This window comes from Streptomyces sp. NPDC127190, assembly GCF_042672505.1.
Taxonomy (GTDB): Bacteria; Actinomycetota; Actinomycetes; order Streptomycetales; family Streptomycetaceae; genus Streptomyces.
Map to the genome: position 1 here is coordinate 249,997 of NZ_JBHXVE010000001.1, position 15,966 is coordinate 265,962.

Annotated in this window: 10 protein-coding genes; 2 read left to right on the forward strand and 8 right to left on the reverse strand. The window is 72.6% G+C overall.

Features of this window, described 5'->3' with window-relative positions:
* Positions 1–92 precede the first annotated feature (92 nt).
* The 6 genes from serA to ACFVIU_RS01135 all read right to left on the reverse strand — a co-directional run bounded on the left by serA (position 93) and on the right by ACFVIU_RS01135 (position 10,142).
* Complete coding sequence (serA, locus tag ACFVIU_RS01110) at positions 93–1,682, reverse strand: phosphoglycerate dehydrogenase (RefSeq protein WP_385839797.1); 1,590 nt, start codon at positions 1,680–1,682, stop codon at positions 93–95.
* 244 nt (positions 1,683–1,926) lie between these two features.
* On the reverse strand, positions 1,927–2,925 hold the full coding sequence (ilvC, locus tag ACFVIU_RS01115) for a ketol-acid reductoisomerase (protein ID WP_385839798.1): 999 nt from the start codon (positions 2,923–2,925) through the stop codon (positions 1,927–1,929).
* A 172-nt stretch (positions 2,926–3,097) separates the two neighbouring features.
* On the reverse strand, positions 3,098–3,622 hold the full coding sequence (ilvN, locus tag ACFVIU_RS01120; protein ID WP_030614411.1) for an acetolactate synthase small subunit: 525 nt from the start codon (positions 3,620–3,622) through the stop codon (positions 3,098–3,100).
* 22 nt (positions 3,623–3,644) lie between these two features.
* Positions 3,645–5,492, reverse strand: a complete 1,848-nt coding sequence (locus tag ACFVIU_RS01125) for an acetolactate synthase large subunit (protein ID WP_385839799.1) — start codon at positions 5,490–5,492, stop codon at positions 3,645–3,647.
* Positions 5,493–5,736: 244 nt separating this feature from the next.
* The gene (locus ACFVIU_RS01130; RefSeq protein WP_385839800.1) at positions 5,737–8,793 is read right to left on the reverse strand and encodes a putative bifunctional diguanylate cyclase/phosphodiesterase; all 3,057 of its coding nucleotides are present in this window, start codon (positions 8,791–8,793) and stop codon (positions 5,737–5,739) included.
* A 386-nt stretch (positions 8,794–9,179) separates the two neighbouring features.
* On the reverse strand, positions 9,180–10,142 hold the full coding sequence (locus ACFVIU_RS01135; protein ID WP_385839801.1) for a 2-hydroxyacid dehydrogenase: 963 nt from the start codon (positions 10,140–10,142) through the stop codon (positions 9,180–9,182).
* A 75-nt stretch (positions 10,143–10,217) separates the two neighbouring features.
* Between ACFVIU_RS01135 and ACFVIU_RS01140 the strand changes: the two genes are divergently transcribed.
* Complete coding sequence (locus ACFVIU_RS01140; protein ID WP_385839802.1) at positions 10,218–11,216, forward strand: aldo/keto reductase; 999 nt, start codon at positions 10,218–10,220, stop codon at positions 11,214–11,216.
* A gap of 75 nt (positions 11,217–11,291) precedes the next feature.
* Positions 11,292–12,425 carry a PQQ-dependent sugar dehydrogenase gene (locus tag ACFVIU_RS01145; RefSeq protein WP_385840303.1) on the forward strand — a complete coding sequence of 378 codons (1,134 nt, stop codon included), beginning with the start codon at positions 11,292–11,294 and terminating at the stop codon, positions 12,423–12,425.
* Positions 12,426–12,462: 37 nt separating this feature from the next.
* On the opposite strand, the gene ACFVIU_RS01150 is transcribed toward ACFVIU_RS01145, so the two are convergent.
* The gene (locus ACFVIU_RS01150) at positions 12,463–15,519 is read right to left on the reverse strand and encodes an AAA family ATPase (protein WP_385839803.1); all 3,057 of its coding nucleotides are present in this window, start codon (positions 15,517–15,519) and stop codon (positions 12,463–12,465) included.
* Between the two features lie 113 nt (positions 15,520–15,632).
* Positions 15,633–15,818 (reverse strand): hypothetical protein, encoded by a 186-nt coding sequence (locus ACFVIU_RS01155; RefSeq protein ID WP_385839804.1) that lies wholly within the window; start codon positions 15,816–15,818, stop codon positions 15,633–15,635.
* Between the last annotated feature and the right edge of the window lie 148 nt (positions 15,819–15,966).

Consider the following 15,966-nt stretch of genomic DNA (forward strand, 5'->3'; position numbering starts at 1 on the left):
GGGCGCGCCGCTTCAGTGTGTCCCGGCGCCTCCTATCCCCCCGGGGCGGGCTACTGCGCCTCCCCCCGCCCCGGCGCTTGAACGCGAACGGCTCAGACCAGGTTCACGGAGCGGGCGGAGGTCGCCCCGATCTCGGAGGCCAGCTCGGCCAGCACACCGGCGCCGACCGTGTCGTCCACGGTCAGGACGGCCAGCGCCTCGCCGCCGGCGGCCGCGCGGGCGACCTGCATGCCGGCGATGTTGATGCCCGCCTCGCCGAGGATGCGGCCGACGGTGCCGACGACACCCGGACGGTCCTCGTAGCGCAGGACGACCATGTGGTCGGCGAGCGCCAGGTCGACGTCGTAGTCGCCGACGGCCACGATCTTCTGGAGGTGCTTCGGACCGGCCAGCGTGCCGGAGACCGACACCTCCTCGCCGGTGCCCAGGGTGCCGCGCACGGTGACCACGTTGCGGTGGTCGGCGGACTCGGAGCTGGTGGTCAGACGGACCTCGACACCGCGCTCCTGGGCGAACAGCGGCGCGTTGACGTAGGACACGGTCTCGTCGACGACGTCCTCGAAGACACCCTTGAGCGCGGACAGCTCCAGCACCTTCACATCGTGCTGGGTGATCTCGCCGTACACCTCGACGTCGAGACGGACGGCGACCTCACCGGCGAGCGCGGTGAAGATCCGGCCGAGGCGCTCGGCGAGCGGCAGGCCCGGCTTGACGTCCTCGGCGATGACACCGCCCTGCACGTTCACCGCGTCCGGGACCAGCTCACCGGCGAGGGCGAGGCGCACCGACTTGGCGACGGCGATACCAGCCTTCTCCTGCGCCTCGTCGGTCGACGCGCCGAGGTGCGGGGTGCAGACCACCTGGTCCAGCTCGAACAGCGGGGAGTCGGTGCACGGCTCCTTCGCGTACACGTCGAGGCCCGCGCCGGCGACCCGGCCCTCCTTCAGCGCCGAGTACAGCGCCGCCTCGTCCACGATGCCGCCGCGCGCGGCGTTGACGATGCGCACGCTCGGCTTGACCTTGCGCAGCGCCTCCTCGCCGATCAGGCCGAGGGTCTCGGGGGTCTTGGGCAGGTGGACGGTGATGAAGTCGGAGACCTCGAGCAGCTCGTCCAGCGACAGCACCTTGACGCCCATCTGCGCGGCGCGCGCGGGCTGGATGTAGGGGTCGTAGGCGACGACCTTCATCCCGAAGGCGGACATGCGCTGGGCGACCAGGGCGCCGATCCGGCCGAGGCCGACGACGCCGAGGGTCTTCTCGGCCAGCTCGACGCCCGTGTACTTGCTGCGCTTCCACTCGCCGTTCTTCAGCGCGGCGTTGGCCTGCGGGATGTGCCGGGCGGTGGCGACGAGGAGGCCGCAGGCCAGCTCGGCGGCGGTCACGATGTTGGAGGTCGGGGCGTTGACGACCATCACGCCGGCCTTGGTGGCGGCGGAGACGTCCACGTTGTCGAGGCCGACGCCGGCTCGCGCGACGACCTTGAGCTTCTTCGCCGCGGCGATGGCCTCGGCGTCGACCTTGGTGGCGGAACGGATCAGGATCGCGTCGACGTCGGCGATGGCGGGCAGCAGTTCGGCCCGGTCGGCGCCGTTGGTGTGCCGGATCTCGAAGTCCGGGCCGAGCGCGTCCACGGTCGCGGGCGACAGCTCTTCAGCGATGAGTACGACGGGTTTCGAGCTCACGTGAGGTCCTCACAAGTCCAGAGCATGCGGACGGCCGTCCCGACGGCCGCAGGCGGAGGAGGGGGGCTAGCCGCGGAAGACGCACGACGCTGTGGGCCTGACGCGTGTTGTGCAAGCAGTGTAGTGGCGCGCCGGTGGGCGTAGTGCGCCTCTGCGGAGAGATCACCCGTCCGTGGCTGGACGGGCTGGACAACAGATGGACGAGGGGGGCCGGGGCACTGGCCCCGACCCCCTGATCCAAGGCTTACGCCTCCTCGTTCACCCAGCTCATCAGCTTGCGGAGCTGCTTGCCCGTGGTCTCCAGCAGGTGCTCGGAGTCCTGCTGCTTGTACTCGTTGTACTTCTTCAGACCGCCGTGGTACTCGTCCATCCAGTTCTTGGCGAAGGTGCCGTCCTGGATCTCGGCGAGGACCTTCTTCATCTCGGCCTTGGTGGCGTCGGTGATGATGCGCGGGCCGGTGACGTAGTCGCCCCACTCGGCGGTCTCGGAGACGGACCAGCGCATCTTCTCCAGGCCGCCCTCGTACATGAGGTCCACGATCAGCTTCAGCTCGTGCAGGCACTCGAAGTAGGCGATCTCCGGCTGGTAGCCGGCCTCGGTCAGGGTCTCGAAGCCCGCCTTGACCAGCGCGGCGGTGCCACCGCACAGCACGGCCTGCTCACCGAACAGGTCGGTCTCGGTCTCCTCGGTGAAGGTCGTCTTGATGACGCCCGCGCGGGTGCCGCCGATGCCCTTGGCGTACGACAGGGCCAGCTTCAGGGCGTTGCCGGAGGCGTCCTGCTCGACGGCGGCGATGCAGGGAACGCCGCGGCCCTCCTCGTACTGACGGCGGACCAGGTGGCCCGGGCCCTTCGGGGCGACCATGCAGACGTCCACACCGGCCGGGGGCTTGATGAAGCCGAAGCGGATGTTGAAGCCATGGCCGAAGAACAGCGCGTCGCCGTCCTTCAGGTTCGGGGCGATGGACTCCTCGTAGACCTGGGCCTGGATCGGGTCCGGGACCAGGATCATGATGACGTCGGCCTCGGCGGCGGCCTCGGCCGGGGTCACCACGCGCAGGCCCTGCTCCTCGGCCTTGGCCTTGGACTTGGAGCCCTCGTGCAGACCGACACGGACGTCGACACCGGAGTCGCGCAGCGACAGCGCGTGGGCGTGGCCCTGGCTGCCGTAGCCGATGACCGCGACCTTGCGGCCCTGGATGATGGACAGGTCGGCGTCAGCGTCGTAGAACAGCTCGGCCACTTTGGGTTCTCTCCTTGTGTGCAGGTGGTGCGTCCCACCGTATGACGGTGGGCGGTGAGGAAGTTTCGGGGTCTCGGCATACGGGCGGGACGGAGGTCACCGGCCGCCCGTTTTCAGCCGTGGCGTTACGTCTTCGGCTTCGGTACGTCTTCGGCTTGGTACGTCTTCAGCTTTACGCGGATCGGTCGAGCGCGCGCAGCGAACGGTCCGTGATGGACCGGGCGCCCCGGCCGATCGCGATCGTGCCGGACTGGACCAGCTCCTTGATGCCGTAGGGCTCCAGCATCTTCAGCATGGCCGACAGCTTGTCGCTGGATCCGGTGGCCTCGATGGTGACGGCCTCCGGGGAGACGTCGACGGTCTTGGCGCGGAACAGCTGGACGATCTCCACGATCTGGGAGCGGGTCTCGTTGTCGGCGCGGACCTTCACCAGGACGAGTTCGCGCTGGACGGCCTGACCCGGCTCCAGCTCGACGATCTTCAGCACGTTGACGAGCTTGTTGAGCTGCTTGGTCACCTGCTCCAGCGGCAGGTCCTCCACGTTCACCACGATGGTGATGCGGGAGATGTCGGGGTGCTCGGTGACACCGACCGCGAGCGAGTCGATGTTGAAGCCGCGGCGCGAGAACAGGGCGGCGATCCGGGCGAGGATGCCCGGCGTGTTCTCCACCAGGACCGAGAGCGTGTGCTTGGACATGGTCTTTTTACGTCTCTCTCGCTCAGTCGTCTTCGTTGTCGCCGAAGTCGGGGCGGACGTCCCGGGCGGCCATGATCTCGTCGTTGGAGGTGCCGGCGGCGACCATCGGCCACACCATCGCGTCCTCGTGGACGATGAAGTCGACGACGACCGGGCGGTCGTTGATGGAGTTCGCCTCCTGGATGACCTTGTCCAGGTCCTCCGGGCGCTCGCAGCGCAGGCCGACACAGCCCATCGCCTCGGACAGTTTCACGAAGTCCGGCACCCGGGTGCCCCGCGCCTCCGGGTTGACGTCGTCCGGACCGCTGTGCAGCACCGTGTTGGAGTAGCGCTGGTTGTAGAAGAGGGTCTGCCACTGGCGGACCATCCCGAGGGCGCCGTTGTTGATGACGGCGACCTTGATCGGGATGTTGTTCAGGGCGCAGGTGGTCAGTTCCTGATTGGTCATCTGGAAGCAGCCGTCGCCGTCGATCGCCCAGACGGTGCGCTCGGGCCGGCCGGCCTTGGCGCCCATGGCGGCGGGGACCGCGTAGCCCATGGTTCCGGCGCCGCCGGAGTTCAGCCAGGTGGCGGGCTGGTCGTACTGGATGAAGTGCGCGGACCACATCTGGTGCTGGCCGACGCCCGCCGCGTAGATGGTGCCCTCGGGGGCGAGCTGCCCGATGCGCTCGATGACCGCCTGCGGGGAGAGCGAGCCGTCCTCGGGCTGGTCGTAGCCGAGCGGGTAGGTCTCGCGCCAGCGGTTGAGGTCGCTCCACCAGGCGGTGTAGTCGCCCTTGTGGCCCTCGCTGTGCTCCTTCTGCACGGCCTGGACCAGGTCGGCGATGACCTCGCGGGCGTCCCCGACGATCGGCACGTCGGCGGCGCGGTTCTTGCCGATCTCGGCCGGGTCGATGTCGGCGTGGACGATCTTGGCGTACGGCGCGAAGCTGTCCAGCTTGCCGGTGACGCGGTCGTCGAAGCGGGCGCCGAGGGCGACGATCAGGTCGGCCTTCTGAAGCGCGGTGACGGCGGTGACCGCACCGTGCATGCCCGGCATTCCCACGTGCAGCGGGTGGCTGTCGGGGAACGCGCCGAGCGCCATCAGGGTGGTGGTGACGGGCGCTCCGGTGAGTTCGGCGAGGACCTTCAGCTCGGCGGTCGCCTGCGCCTTGAGGACGCCGCCGCCGACATAGAGGACGGGCCGCTTGGCGGAGGTGATCATCTTGGCCGCCTCGCGGATCTGCTTGGCGTGCGGCTTGGTCACCGGGCGGTAGCCGGGCAGGTCCATGGTGGGCGGCCAGGAGAAGGTGGTCTTCGCCTGGAGGGCGTCCTTGGAGATGTCGACCAGGACCGGGCCCGGGCGGCCGGTGGAGGCGATGTGGAACGCCTGCGCGATGACCCGCGGGATGTCCTCGGCCTTGGTGACCAGGAAGTTGTGCTTGGTGATCGGCATGGTGATGCCGACGATGTCCGCCTCCTGGAAGGCGTCGGTGCCGATCGCCTTCGAGGCGACCTGGCCGGTGATCGCGACCAGCGGCACGGAGTCCATGTGGGCGTCGGCGATCGGCGTGACCAGGTTGGTGGCGCCGGGGCCGGAGGTCGCCATGCAGACGCCGACCTTGCCGGTGGCCTGTGCGTAGCCGGTGGCCGCGTGGCCGGCGCCCTGCTCGTGCCGGACCAGGACGTGACGCACCCGGGTGGAGTCCATCAGCGGGTCGTAGGCCGGGAGGATCGCGCCGCCGGGAATGCCGAATACCGTCTCAGCGCCGACCTCCTCGAGGGAGCGGATGAGGGACTGCGCACCCGTGACGTGCTCGACGGGGGTGGAGTGTCCTCCGGAACGGGGCCGCGGCTGCGGATGGTGGGCCCCGGTGGCCTGCTCGGTCATCGGCATTCTCTTCTCGATGCTGAGGGTTGGTGCGAGGTTCGGGCGGATTCACGCGGTGCACGGCCGGTGCTCGTGCAACAAAAAACCCCTCGTGCCACAGGGGCAAGCGAGGGGAGCGCGTCGGTGTGGGTCGCTGGGGATTCCGGATCGTCCTCCGGTGGGTCCCAGCTCAGCCGACGCGCTGTCCAAGTACGAGAATTCGGGTGCGCATGGAACTGACCCTCCCCCCGACGCGCACCACGTGTCAAGTGGGTGGGACGGGCGTCTCAGAATGTGAGCGATGGCCGCGGCTGCCTCCGAGAACAGCGGTGACACCTCCTGTGTACACCCCCGAGCCCCGCTCCATGGCCCGTTCGCCGACACGCCCCTTGGGCTCGCGCACACTGCCCGCGAACGCCGGTTCGGCCGGGGCGTGCGGCACCGGATAGTGGCCGGATCCGAGCGCCCGGCGCAGCCGGTACTCGTCCAGCGGCCCGGCGAACGCCATGCCCTGTCCATGTGTGCAGCCCATCGCGCGCAGCGCGACCACCTGCTCGGGCAGGTCCACCCCCTCGGCCACCGACAGCAGCCCGAGGTCCCCGGCGATGCGCAGCAGCCCACCGGTGATCTTGTGCAGCCGCGGGGACTCGACCACGCCCTCGACCAGGCTGCGGTCGAGCTTGAGGATGTCCACGGGGAGCCTCCTGAGCGCCGTGATGGCCGCACAGCCGGTGCCGAAGCCGTCCAGCGCGATGCGCACCCCGAGCCGGCTGAGCGCGGTCAGCCGCCGCTCCAGCTCGTCCAGGGGCGCCCTGGGGTCGACGTCGGACAGCTCGATGATCAGCGCACCGCCCGGCAGCCCGTGCCGGGTGAGCAGCGCCTCCACGGAGCCCAGCGGCGTCGAGCGGTCCAGCAGCCGCCGGGCGCTCATCCGGACGACCACCGGGACGAGCAGCCCGTTCGCCGCCCGCTCGGCGGCCTGCTCCACCGCCTCCTGGAGGATCCAGCGGTCCAGCTCGGCCGTCTTGTCGCCGTCCTCGGCCACCCGCAGGAACTCGGCCGGCGTGAACAGCACCCCCTGCGAGGAGCGCCAGCGCGCCTGCGCGCCGACCGCCCTGATCCGGCCGTTCTCCAGGCACACCACCGGCTGGTGCAGCAGCGCGAACTCGCCGTCGTGCAGCGCGGCGCGCAGCCGGGTGGCCAGCTCCGCCTTGCGTACGACGTCCTGCTGCATCTGCGGCTTGTACAGCTCGACCCGGCCCTTGCCGGCCGCCTTCGCGCGGTACATCGCGAGGTCGGCGTTGCGCAGCAGCTCGCCCGCGCCCAGGCCCGGCTCGGCGAAGGCGACGCCGATGGAGGCGTTGACCCGGACGTCGTTGCCGTCGATGGCGTACGGCTGGGAGAGGGTCACCCGGAGCCGGTCGGCCAGCTCCAGGATGTTCCGCTCCCGGGCCGCGCGGTCGCGGCTGCCGTCCCCGACGATCAGGGCCGCGAACTCGTCGCCCCCGAGCCGGGAGGCGGTGTCGCCCTGCCGGACCGCGTCCTGGAGCCTGCGGGCGGCCTGCACGAGCAGCTCGTCCCCGGCCTGGTGGCCGATGGTGTCGTTGACGGCCTTGAAGCCGTCCAGGTCGATGAAGAGCACGGCCGTGCCCAGCAGCGCGGCGCCCCGGTCGGTGGCCCGGCGCCCGGACAGGGCCTGCTGGACGCGCCGGGTGAACAGCGCGCGGTTGGGCAGGTCGGTCAGCGGGTCGTGTTCGGCGTTGTGCTGCAACTGGGCCTGAAGACGCACCCGTTCGGTGACGTCCCGGCTGTTGAAGATCAGACCGCCGTGGTGCCGGTTGACGGTGGACTCCACGTTGAGCCAGCTGCCGTCGCCGGAGCGGAACCGGCACTCGATGCGCGTGGTCGGCTCCTCCAGCGGGCTCGCGGTGAGGAACCGGCGCACCTCGTGCACCACACAGCCGAGGTCCTCCGGGTGGATGATGCCGGCCAGCTCCTGGCCCACCAGCTCCTCGGCGGGCCGGCCGTACACCCCGGCGGCGGCCGGGGAGACGTACCGCAGGACGCCGTTGGGAGCGGCGATCATGATGACGTCGCTGGAGCCCTGCACCAGGGAGCGGAAGTGGTTCTCCTTCTGCGCCAGCTCCTGGGTGAGGGTGATGTTGTCCAGCAGCATGATGCCCTGCCGGATGACGAGGGCGAGGACCACCGCGCCCGCGGTGATCAGCACGACATGGTCGGGCCGGCGGCCGTTGAGGACGTTGTACAGGATGCCCAGGGTGCACACGGCGGCGGCCAGATACGGGGTGAGCGCGGCGAGCGAGCCGCTGAGCGGCCGGCCCGCCGGGTAGCGGCTGGGGTCGGTTCCCGCACCGGTCGCGAACACATGGTGCTGGCCGGTGCCGCGCTGGCCTGGCACGTGCTCGTGGACCACGCGCGTGTACCCCTCCGCCGCGCGGGACTCCGGCCCGCCGGGGTGCCGGGGCGGGGCCCAGGGCGCGTAGGCGAGCAGCAGCGAACCGGCGAACCAGCCCGCGTCCAGCAGCTGCCCGGAGTGGTAACTGCTGTGCAGCAGCGGCGAGGTGAACAGCGCGTCGCACATCACGGTGAGCGCGAGCGCGCCGATCGCGGTGTTCACCGCCGTACGGTTGCCCGGGGCGCGCCGGAAGTGCAGCGCGAGCACCATGCTGACCAGCGCGATGTCGAGCAGCGGGTACGCCAGCGACAGCGCGGTGTGGGCCACGCTCGGCCCGTCGAAGCGGGCCGCCTGGGCGAGCGCCAGGCTCCACGACAGGGTGAGCAGCGAGCCGCCGATCAGCCAGGCGTCCAGGGCGAGGCAGATCCAGCCGGCCCTGGTCACCGGCCGCTTGGCGAGGACCAGCAGGCCCACGATGGCGGGGGGCGCGAAGCAGAGGAAGAACAGGTCGGCGTAGCTCGGGCTGGGCACGGTCCGGCCCAGCACCACCTCGTACCAGCCCCAGACCGCGTTGCCCAGGGCCGCCATCGCCGAGGAGAGGGCGAACAGCAGCCAGGCCGCGCGGAAGCGCACGCGCGCGCTGCGGGCGTAGAGGAAACAGGAGACGGCGGCGGTGCCGGCCGCGGCGCTCAGCCCGAAGTCGCCCATGACCAGGGCGACTTCCGTGGAGCCCCAGTCGAACGCGGAGCCGATGGCGTAGGCCGCGCAGATCACGGCGAGGACGAGCTGTTCCGCCGTGCGCACACCCTCACCGCGCGCCGGCCGGCGGGGCGGCGGCGCCTCGTGCGGGTGCGGTGCGCGCACGGCTCCGTCGAGCGGGGGCGTCACAGAGGGCGGCGCACTCACCGGGGCCTCCCGGTCCGCGCCGCTCCCGGGTCGCGCCGGTCCCGGTGCGCCGGGTGCGCATGCCTCCTGCGGCCGCCCGGCCTGTGCGGGTGATGGCTGTGATGGCTGGTGTGCTGACCGCGTCTGCGCGCGGCCGTGCGCCAGGGTCGCCGTCGGCGGCTCCGCCGCGTCGGATCGTTCGTCCATAGGCCGTGCATCGCCCGTCGCCCCCCTCACAAATCTGAAATGTCCATCCCCGGCGCCGAGTGGTCAGCGGCGCATCCCCTGCCGGGGACGATACACCAGGATCGTCACGCAGGGACATAGCTTCTCTACGCTCCGTGACGACCAGGGGATATGTGCCTACCGGCCGCGTCCGGGGAGTTGCGGAGGGTTCCGGAAATCGCTTACCGGCCGTCCTCTCCCGTCGTCAGGATCACGTTCCGCAGCGGCTCGTGGTTCACGAAACGGGTCAACTGGTCGACGAGCAGCCGCTCGGCGCGCGGCCGGAAAGCGGAGGAGGGCCCGCCCACATGCGGGCTGATCAGGACACCGGGCGCGTGCCAGAGCGGATGGCCCGGCGGCAGCGGCTCCGGATCGGTCACGTCCAGGGCCGCGGTGATCCGGCCGGTCTCCAGCTCGGCGACGAGCGCCTCCGTGTCCACGACGGGCCCGCGCGCCACGTTGACCAGCAGTGACCCCTCCTTCATCCGGGCCAGGAAGCCGGCGTTCACGAGGCCCCTGGTGTCCGCGGTGAGCGGAGTGGCCAGGATGACGACATCCGCGCACGGAAGCAGTGAGAGCACATCGGCGATCGGATGCACGGCACCGCGCGCGGTGGTGCGCGCGGAGCGCGCGACGCGCACGACCCGCGCTACCTCGAACGGCGTGAGCCGGTCCTCGATGGCCTCCCCGATCGCGCCGTAGCCGACGATGAGCACGGTCCGGTCGGCGAGCGAGGGCTGGAAGCCGCCCGTCCAGCGCTCCTCCTGCTGCGCCCGGACGAAGCCGGGTATGCCGCGCAGGCTGGCCAGGGTCAGGGTGAGCGCCAGCTCGGCGGTGCTGGTCTCGTGCACTCCGCGCGCGTTGCACAGCTGCACCCCGGGCACCAGGTCCGCCAGCCGCCCGGTGATGTCGTCCACCCCCGCGGTCAGCGTCTGGACCACCCGCACCCCGGTGAGCGCCTTCAGCGGCCGCACCCGCACCGGCAGGGGCTTCATGTACGGCACGACGTACACGGCGCAGTCCGCCGGATCGCCGGGGAACTCCTGCTCGCCGTCCGCGCCGCCGTCCCAGAACAGGTACCGGGGACCCGCGGGCAGCCCGTCGATCTCCTGCGGGGGAATCGGGAGCCATACGTCTGAAGTCATGGCAGGAGGCTATGTCAGGCGGCCGGGAGCGCAGAGGTTAGGTTGGGGGCCGGGCAGAGGGAGGTTCACGAGCAGGTGGAGCGCAGGACGATCGGCGCGGGGGGACTCGCGGTGGGGGCCGTCGGACTCGGGTGCATGCCGATGAGCTGGGCGTACAGCGGGTCCCGGCAGCGGGGGGACGAGTCGCTGAGATGTGTGCACCGGGCGCTGGACGCGGGCTCGACGCTGCTGGACACCGCCGACATGTACGGCCCGTTCACCAATGAACTGCTGCTCGGCCGGGTGCTCAAGGAGCGGCGCCAAGACGCCTTCGTGTCCACCAAGGTGGGCCTGCTGGTGGGCGAGCAGCACATCGTGGCCAACGGCCGCCCGGGCTATGTGAAGCGGGCCTGCGACGCCTCGCTGCGGCGGTTGCAGACCGATGTCATCGACCTCTACCAGCTGCACCGCGCCGACCCCGAGGTCCCGGTCGAGGAGACCTGGGGCGCGATGGCCGAGCTGGTGCGGGCCGGGAAGGTGCGGGCGCTGGGGCTGTGCGCGGTGGGCGCGCGCGGCGGCCGCCGGCCGGGCACCGGGCTGTACGACACGACGCTGCGCCAACTCCAGCGGGTGCAGCAGGTGTTCCCGGTGGCCGCGGTGCAGGCGGAGCTGTCGGTGTGGTCGCCGGAGGCGCTGGCCGCGCTGCTGCCGTGGTGCGAGGCGCGGGGCGTGGGCTTCCTCGCGGCGATGCCGCTGGGCAACGGCTTCCTGACCGGCACGCTGACCCCGGGCGAGGGTTTCGAGCCGGACGACGTCCGGGCCCGCCATCCGCGCTTCACGGCCGAGATGATGGCCGCCAACCAGCCGATCGTGGCGGGGCTGCGGCGGATCGCGCGGCGGCACGGCGAGGACGTGACCCCGGCCCAGGTGGCGCTCGCCTGGGTGCTGGCGCAGGGGCGCCATGTGATCGCCCTGCCGGGCACCAAGCGGGAGCGCTGGGCCGCGCAGAACGCGGCCGCGGCGGGGCTGCGGCTGACCGCGGAGGACCTCGCCGAGGTGGCGCGACTGCCCGCGGCCCGGGGATCCTGGGACTGAGCGCGGCACCGCCGTTTTCGACCACCGGCCGGACAGGCCGTGCCCGAAGGGACCGAGATCGTGCGACGACGAGCTGTGCCGGCCGTGCTGGCCGCGGCCGCCCTGCTGCTGACGGCGGGCTGCTCCTCCGGGGGCGGGCCACCGCTGCCGCCGATCGGTACGACGTCCGGGAGCCCCGCCCCCTCCGCCCGGGCCGGCGAGCCGGTCCCGCCGGCCAAGGGGTCGGTGACGGTGCTGCGCACGGTGGCGCAGGGGCTGAAGACGCCGTGGGGGCTGGCGGTGCTGCCGGACGGCGCGCTGCTGGTCTCCTCCCGGGACGACGGCACGATCACCCGGATCGACGGCAGGACCGGCCGCAAGACCGTCCTCGGCACGGTCTCCGGGGTCTCCCCCGGCGGCGAGGGCGGCCTGCTCGGCATCGCGCTCTCCCCCGAATTCACGGCGGACCATCTGATCTACGCCTACTTCACCTCGGCCTCGGACAACCGCATCGTCCGGGTGCTGTACGACGACCGGAAGCCGGCCGGGGAGCAACTGGGCGCTCCGGACACGGTGTTCAAGGGCATACCGAAGGGCGCGATCCACAACGGCGGCCGGATCGCGTTCGGCCCGGACGGGATGCTGTACGCCGGGACCGGTGAGAGCGGCCGGCGCGGACTGGCCCAGGACCGGTCCTCGCTGGGCGGCAAGATCCTGCGGCTGACCCCGGACGGCGATCCGGCACCCGGCAACCCCTTCCCCGACTCCCCCGTGTACTCCTACGGGCACCGCAATGTCCAGGGGCTGGCCTGGGACACCCGACAGCGGCTGTTCGCCTCGGAGTTCGGGCAGGACACCTGGGACGAGCTGAACGCGATCAAGCCCGGCGGCAACTACGGCTGGCCGAAGGCCGAGGGCAGGTCCTCCGACCCCGCCTTTCAGAACCCGGTGGCCGAGTGGCACACCGACGAGGCCTCCCCCAGCGGGATCGCCTACGTCAAGGGCGTCATCTGGATGGCGGCGCTGAAGGGCCGGCGGCTGTGGCGCGTGCCGCTGCACGGCACCTCGGCCGCGGCCGCCCCGCAGGCCTTCCTCACCGGCACCTACGGCCGCCTGCGCACCGTGGCCCCGGCGGGCGGCGACCGCCTGTGGCTGCTGACCAGCAACACGGACGGCCGGGGCACCCCGAAGCCCGGGGACGACCGGCTGCTGGAGCTGCGGGTGAGCTGAGCGGCGCGGCTGTGCGTCCTCGTCGAGGAGGGACCGGTCACCCCGCCGCCACCCGGTCCCCGGTCTCGGCCGGGAAGAGGCCGAGCCGGTGGGTCAGGGCGGCCGCCTCGCCCCGGGTGGAGACACCGAGCTTGGTGAGGATGTTGGAGACGTGGACGCTCGCGGTCTTCGGGGAGATGAACAGGGCCTCGGCTATCTGGCGGTTGGTGCGGCCCGCCGAGACCAGGCGCAGCACGTCCTGCTCGCGGCTGGTCAGGCCGAGCGCGGCGGCCGGGTCGGCGGCGGTGAGGGCCTGGCGCGGGGTGCGGGCGGGGGTGAGGCGGGCGCGCTGGGCGAGCCGGGCGGCCTGGTCGGCGAGGGGGCGGGCGTCGAGGTGGGCGGCGACCGCGGAGGTCAGCCGGAGCAGCTCCTCCGCGCGGTCCCGCTCGTCCTCGCCGGCGCCGTCGGCAAGCAGTGCCGCGGCCAGGCGGTAACGGACCCGGGCCAGGTCGTAGGGGCGGTCCAGGCACTCGAAGGCGGTGACCACCGGTGCCCAGGTGCGCGCGGTGTCCCGGCCGGCAGCGCGGAGCAGTTCGGCGCCGGCCCACTCGCTGTACGCCGTCCACACGGGCACTCCGGTGGCGAGGTGCCGGACCGCCTCGGCGAGCCGCTCCAGGATCCCGTCTCGGCCCGGCTGGGCGGCGGGCAGGGTCCGGGTGTCGGCCTCGGCGGTGGCGGCGGCCAGCAGCAGGGGCCAGCCGTAGCGCTGGGTGCCGGGCGGGAATCCGGCGTCCAGGGCCGCGAGCAGCTCGGCGCGGGCGTCGGCGACGCGGCCCTCCGCGGCGGCGATGCCGAGGGCGAGCCGGGCCATGGGCAGGGAGATCTGCGGCATCGGGTCATGGGTGCCGTAGTGGGCGCGGGCGGCGGCGAGCTGCCGGCCGGCCTCGGCGAGGTCGCCGCGGGCCAGGGCGAGCTGGGCCAGGCGCAGGGCGCCGGCCCCGCGGGGCTTGGCGCTGTGGCCGACCCGGGCGACGCGCCCGGCGGCCTCGGCGGCCTCGGCGGCCTCCGTCCACTGGCCGAGCGAGTACAGCGCGTCGGCGAGGTTGCCCCAGACGAAGGCCTCGGCGCCGACCAGCCCTATTTTCCGGGTGAATGCGACGCCCTCGCGCAGCATCGGCAGCGCTTCGCGGGAGCGGCCGAGGCCTTGCAGCACGGACGGCACGTTCACATAGGCGCGGGCCGCCACGTCGTGCATCTGCTCGGCACAGGCTTCCCGCAGGACCTGCCGCAGCTCGGCCAGCCCGCTCTCCTGGTCCCCGGACTCCACCGTCAGACCGCCCAGGGTGAGCCGGGCGGTCAGCTCGATCTCGCGGGCGCCGACCATGCGCGCGTAGGTGACGGCCCGCTCGGCGGCGGCGAAGGCCTCGGGGCCGGGCCGGTGCAGCATCGACCAGCTGGAGGCGAGGGCCAGCACCTCGGCGTGCACCTCCGACGGCGGCAGGCCGCGCACGAGGTCCTGGGCGGTGGCGAGTTCCGCCCAGCCGTCGCCGCGCGCCAGGTCCTGCACGAGCCGGGAGCGCTGGGCCCAGAACCAGGCGGCGCGCAGCGGGTCGGGCTCGTCCTCCAGCAGCCGCAGGGCGCGCTTGGTGATCTTCAGCGCGCGTTCGCGTTCGCCGCCGGAGCGGCCCGCGACGACCGCCTCGGCCATCAGGTCGAGGTAGCGCAGCGGGGTGGTGGCGGGATCGCAGCCGCAGGAGGGGTAGGCGTCGGCGCAGCCGACCGGGCGCAGGGCGGCGCGCACCTCCTCGGGGGCGTCGTCCCACAGCTCCATCGCCCGCTCCAGGAGCCCGAGTTGTTCGGTGTAGGCGTGCCGGCGGCGGGCCACGACGGAGGCGTCCAGGACGGCGGGCAGCGCCTTGGCGGGGTCGTGGGCGTGGTACCAGTAGCTGGCCAGGCGCAGTTCGCGTGCGTCGGCCGGGACCAGCGTCGGGTCGGCGGCCAGGGCCTCGGCGTAGCGGCGGTTGAGCCGGGAGCGCTCGCCGGGCAGCAGGTCGTCGGCGATGGCCTCGCGGACCAGGGAGTGCCGGAAGCGGTAGCCGTCGCCGGCCGGGGCGGCGGTGAGGATGTTGGCGCCGACGGCGGCGCGCAGCGCCTCGATGAGGTCGTCCTCGGGGAGCCGGGCGACGGCGGCGATCAGCCGGTGCTCCACGGTGGAGCCGCCCTCGGCGACGATCCGCGCGATCCGCTGGGCGGACTCGGGCAGCGCCTCGACCCGGACCAGGAGCAGATCGCGCAGGGAGTCGGTCAGGCCGGTACGGCAGCCCGTGCGGCTCGCGACGGCGAGTTCCTCGACGAAGAAGGCGTTGCCGTCGGACCGTTCGAAGATGTCGTCCACGTCGGCCGGGTCCGGTTCGGCGGCGAGGATGCCGGCGATCTGGCAGGCGACCTCCTCGCGGGTGAGCCGGGCGAGTTCGATGCGGCGGACGGTGCGCAGCCGGTCCAGTTCGGCGAGCAGGGGGCGCAGCGGATGGCGGCGGTGGATGTCGTCGGAGCGGTAGCTGGCGAGGACGAGGAGCCGGCCGGTGCGCAGGGTGCGGAAGAGGTAGGCGAGGAGGTGACGGGTGGAGGCGTCGGCCCAGTGCAGGTCCTCCAGGACCAGCACCACCGGGTGCTCGGCGGCGGTCCGTTCCAGCAGCCGGGCGGCGAGTTCGAACAGCCGGGCCACGCCCTGCTCGTCATGGCGGCCGACGGTGGCCTCGCCCAACTCGGGCAGCAGCCGGGCCAGTTCCTCCTCCTGGCCGGCGGCCGCGGCGGCGAACTCCGCGGGCAGGGCCGCGCGCAGGGCGCGCAGCGCGGTGGAGAAGGGCGCGAACGGCAGCCCGTCGGCGCCGATCTCCACACAGCCGCCGACGGCCACCACGGCGTGCCGCCGGGCGGCCGCCGCGGTGAACTCCTCGACCAGGCGGGTCTTGCCGACTCCGGCCTCACCGCCGAGCAGCAGCGCCTGCGGCTCGCCGGCGGCGGCACCGGCGAGCGCGGCGTCGAGCACGGCCAGCTCTTCGGTGCGGCCGACGAACACGGGACTGACGGACCTGTTCTCCACGAGCCCGAGCATCGCACGAGGTGCGGAGGGTGGGGCGGCTGTTTTCCACAGGTCAGGTGCGATTTTCGTACCAATAGGAGCGGTAGGGGTGGGGGCCGTGCCCGTGGGCGGCTCAGGCGCGGCGCTCATGCGGGGCGCGGGGCGCGGCGTCCGCGGAGACGGCCGGTATGGGACTCGGCGGCCGCGGCGCCGTCGCCGAGGCTGCGCTCGCGGCGGGCGGCGCGACGGGCCCGGGTGGCCTCGCGGACCAGACGGTCCTGTGCGGCCTCCTGGAGCAGCTGGGCGGTGCGGATCTTCTGCTGGTCGAACATGGTGTGTCCTTCCGGGACTTCGGGGTGGTGCCTCGCGTTCTGCGATGTCTCCACTCTCGTCTCCCAGGGGGGTGCGCCACATCGGGAAGGTTCCGCATCTTCGGGCGGCCCGCGTGCCGCCCACACGCGTAAGGGGTCTTAGGAGAGG

Coding starts and splice junctions, on each gene's coding strand:
- ilvN (WP_030614411.1), bottom strand. CDS start 3,622: ATGTCCAAGCACACGCTCTCGGTCCTGGTGGAGAACACGCCGGGCATC.
- ACFVIU_RS01125 (WP_385839799.1), bottom strand. CDS start 5,492: ATGACCGAGCAGGCCACCGGGGCCCACCATCCGCAGCCGCGGCCCCGT.
- ACFVIU_RS01135 (WP_385839801.1), bottom strand. CDS start 10,142: ATGACTTCAGACGTATGGCTCCCGATTCCCCCGCAGGAGATCGACGGG.
- ACFVIU_RS01150 (WP_385839803.1), bottom strand. CDS start 15,519: ATGCTCGGGCTCGTGGAGAACAGGTCCGTCAGTCCCGTGTTCGTCGGC.
- ACFVIU_RS01155 (WP_385839804.1), bottom strand. CDS start 15,818: ATGTTCGACCAGCAGAAGATCCGCACCGCCCAGCTGCTCCAGGAGGCC.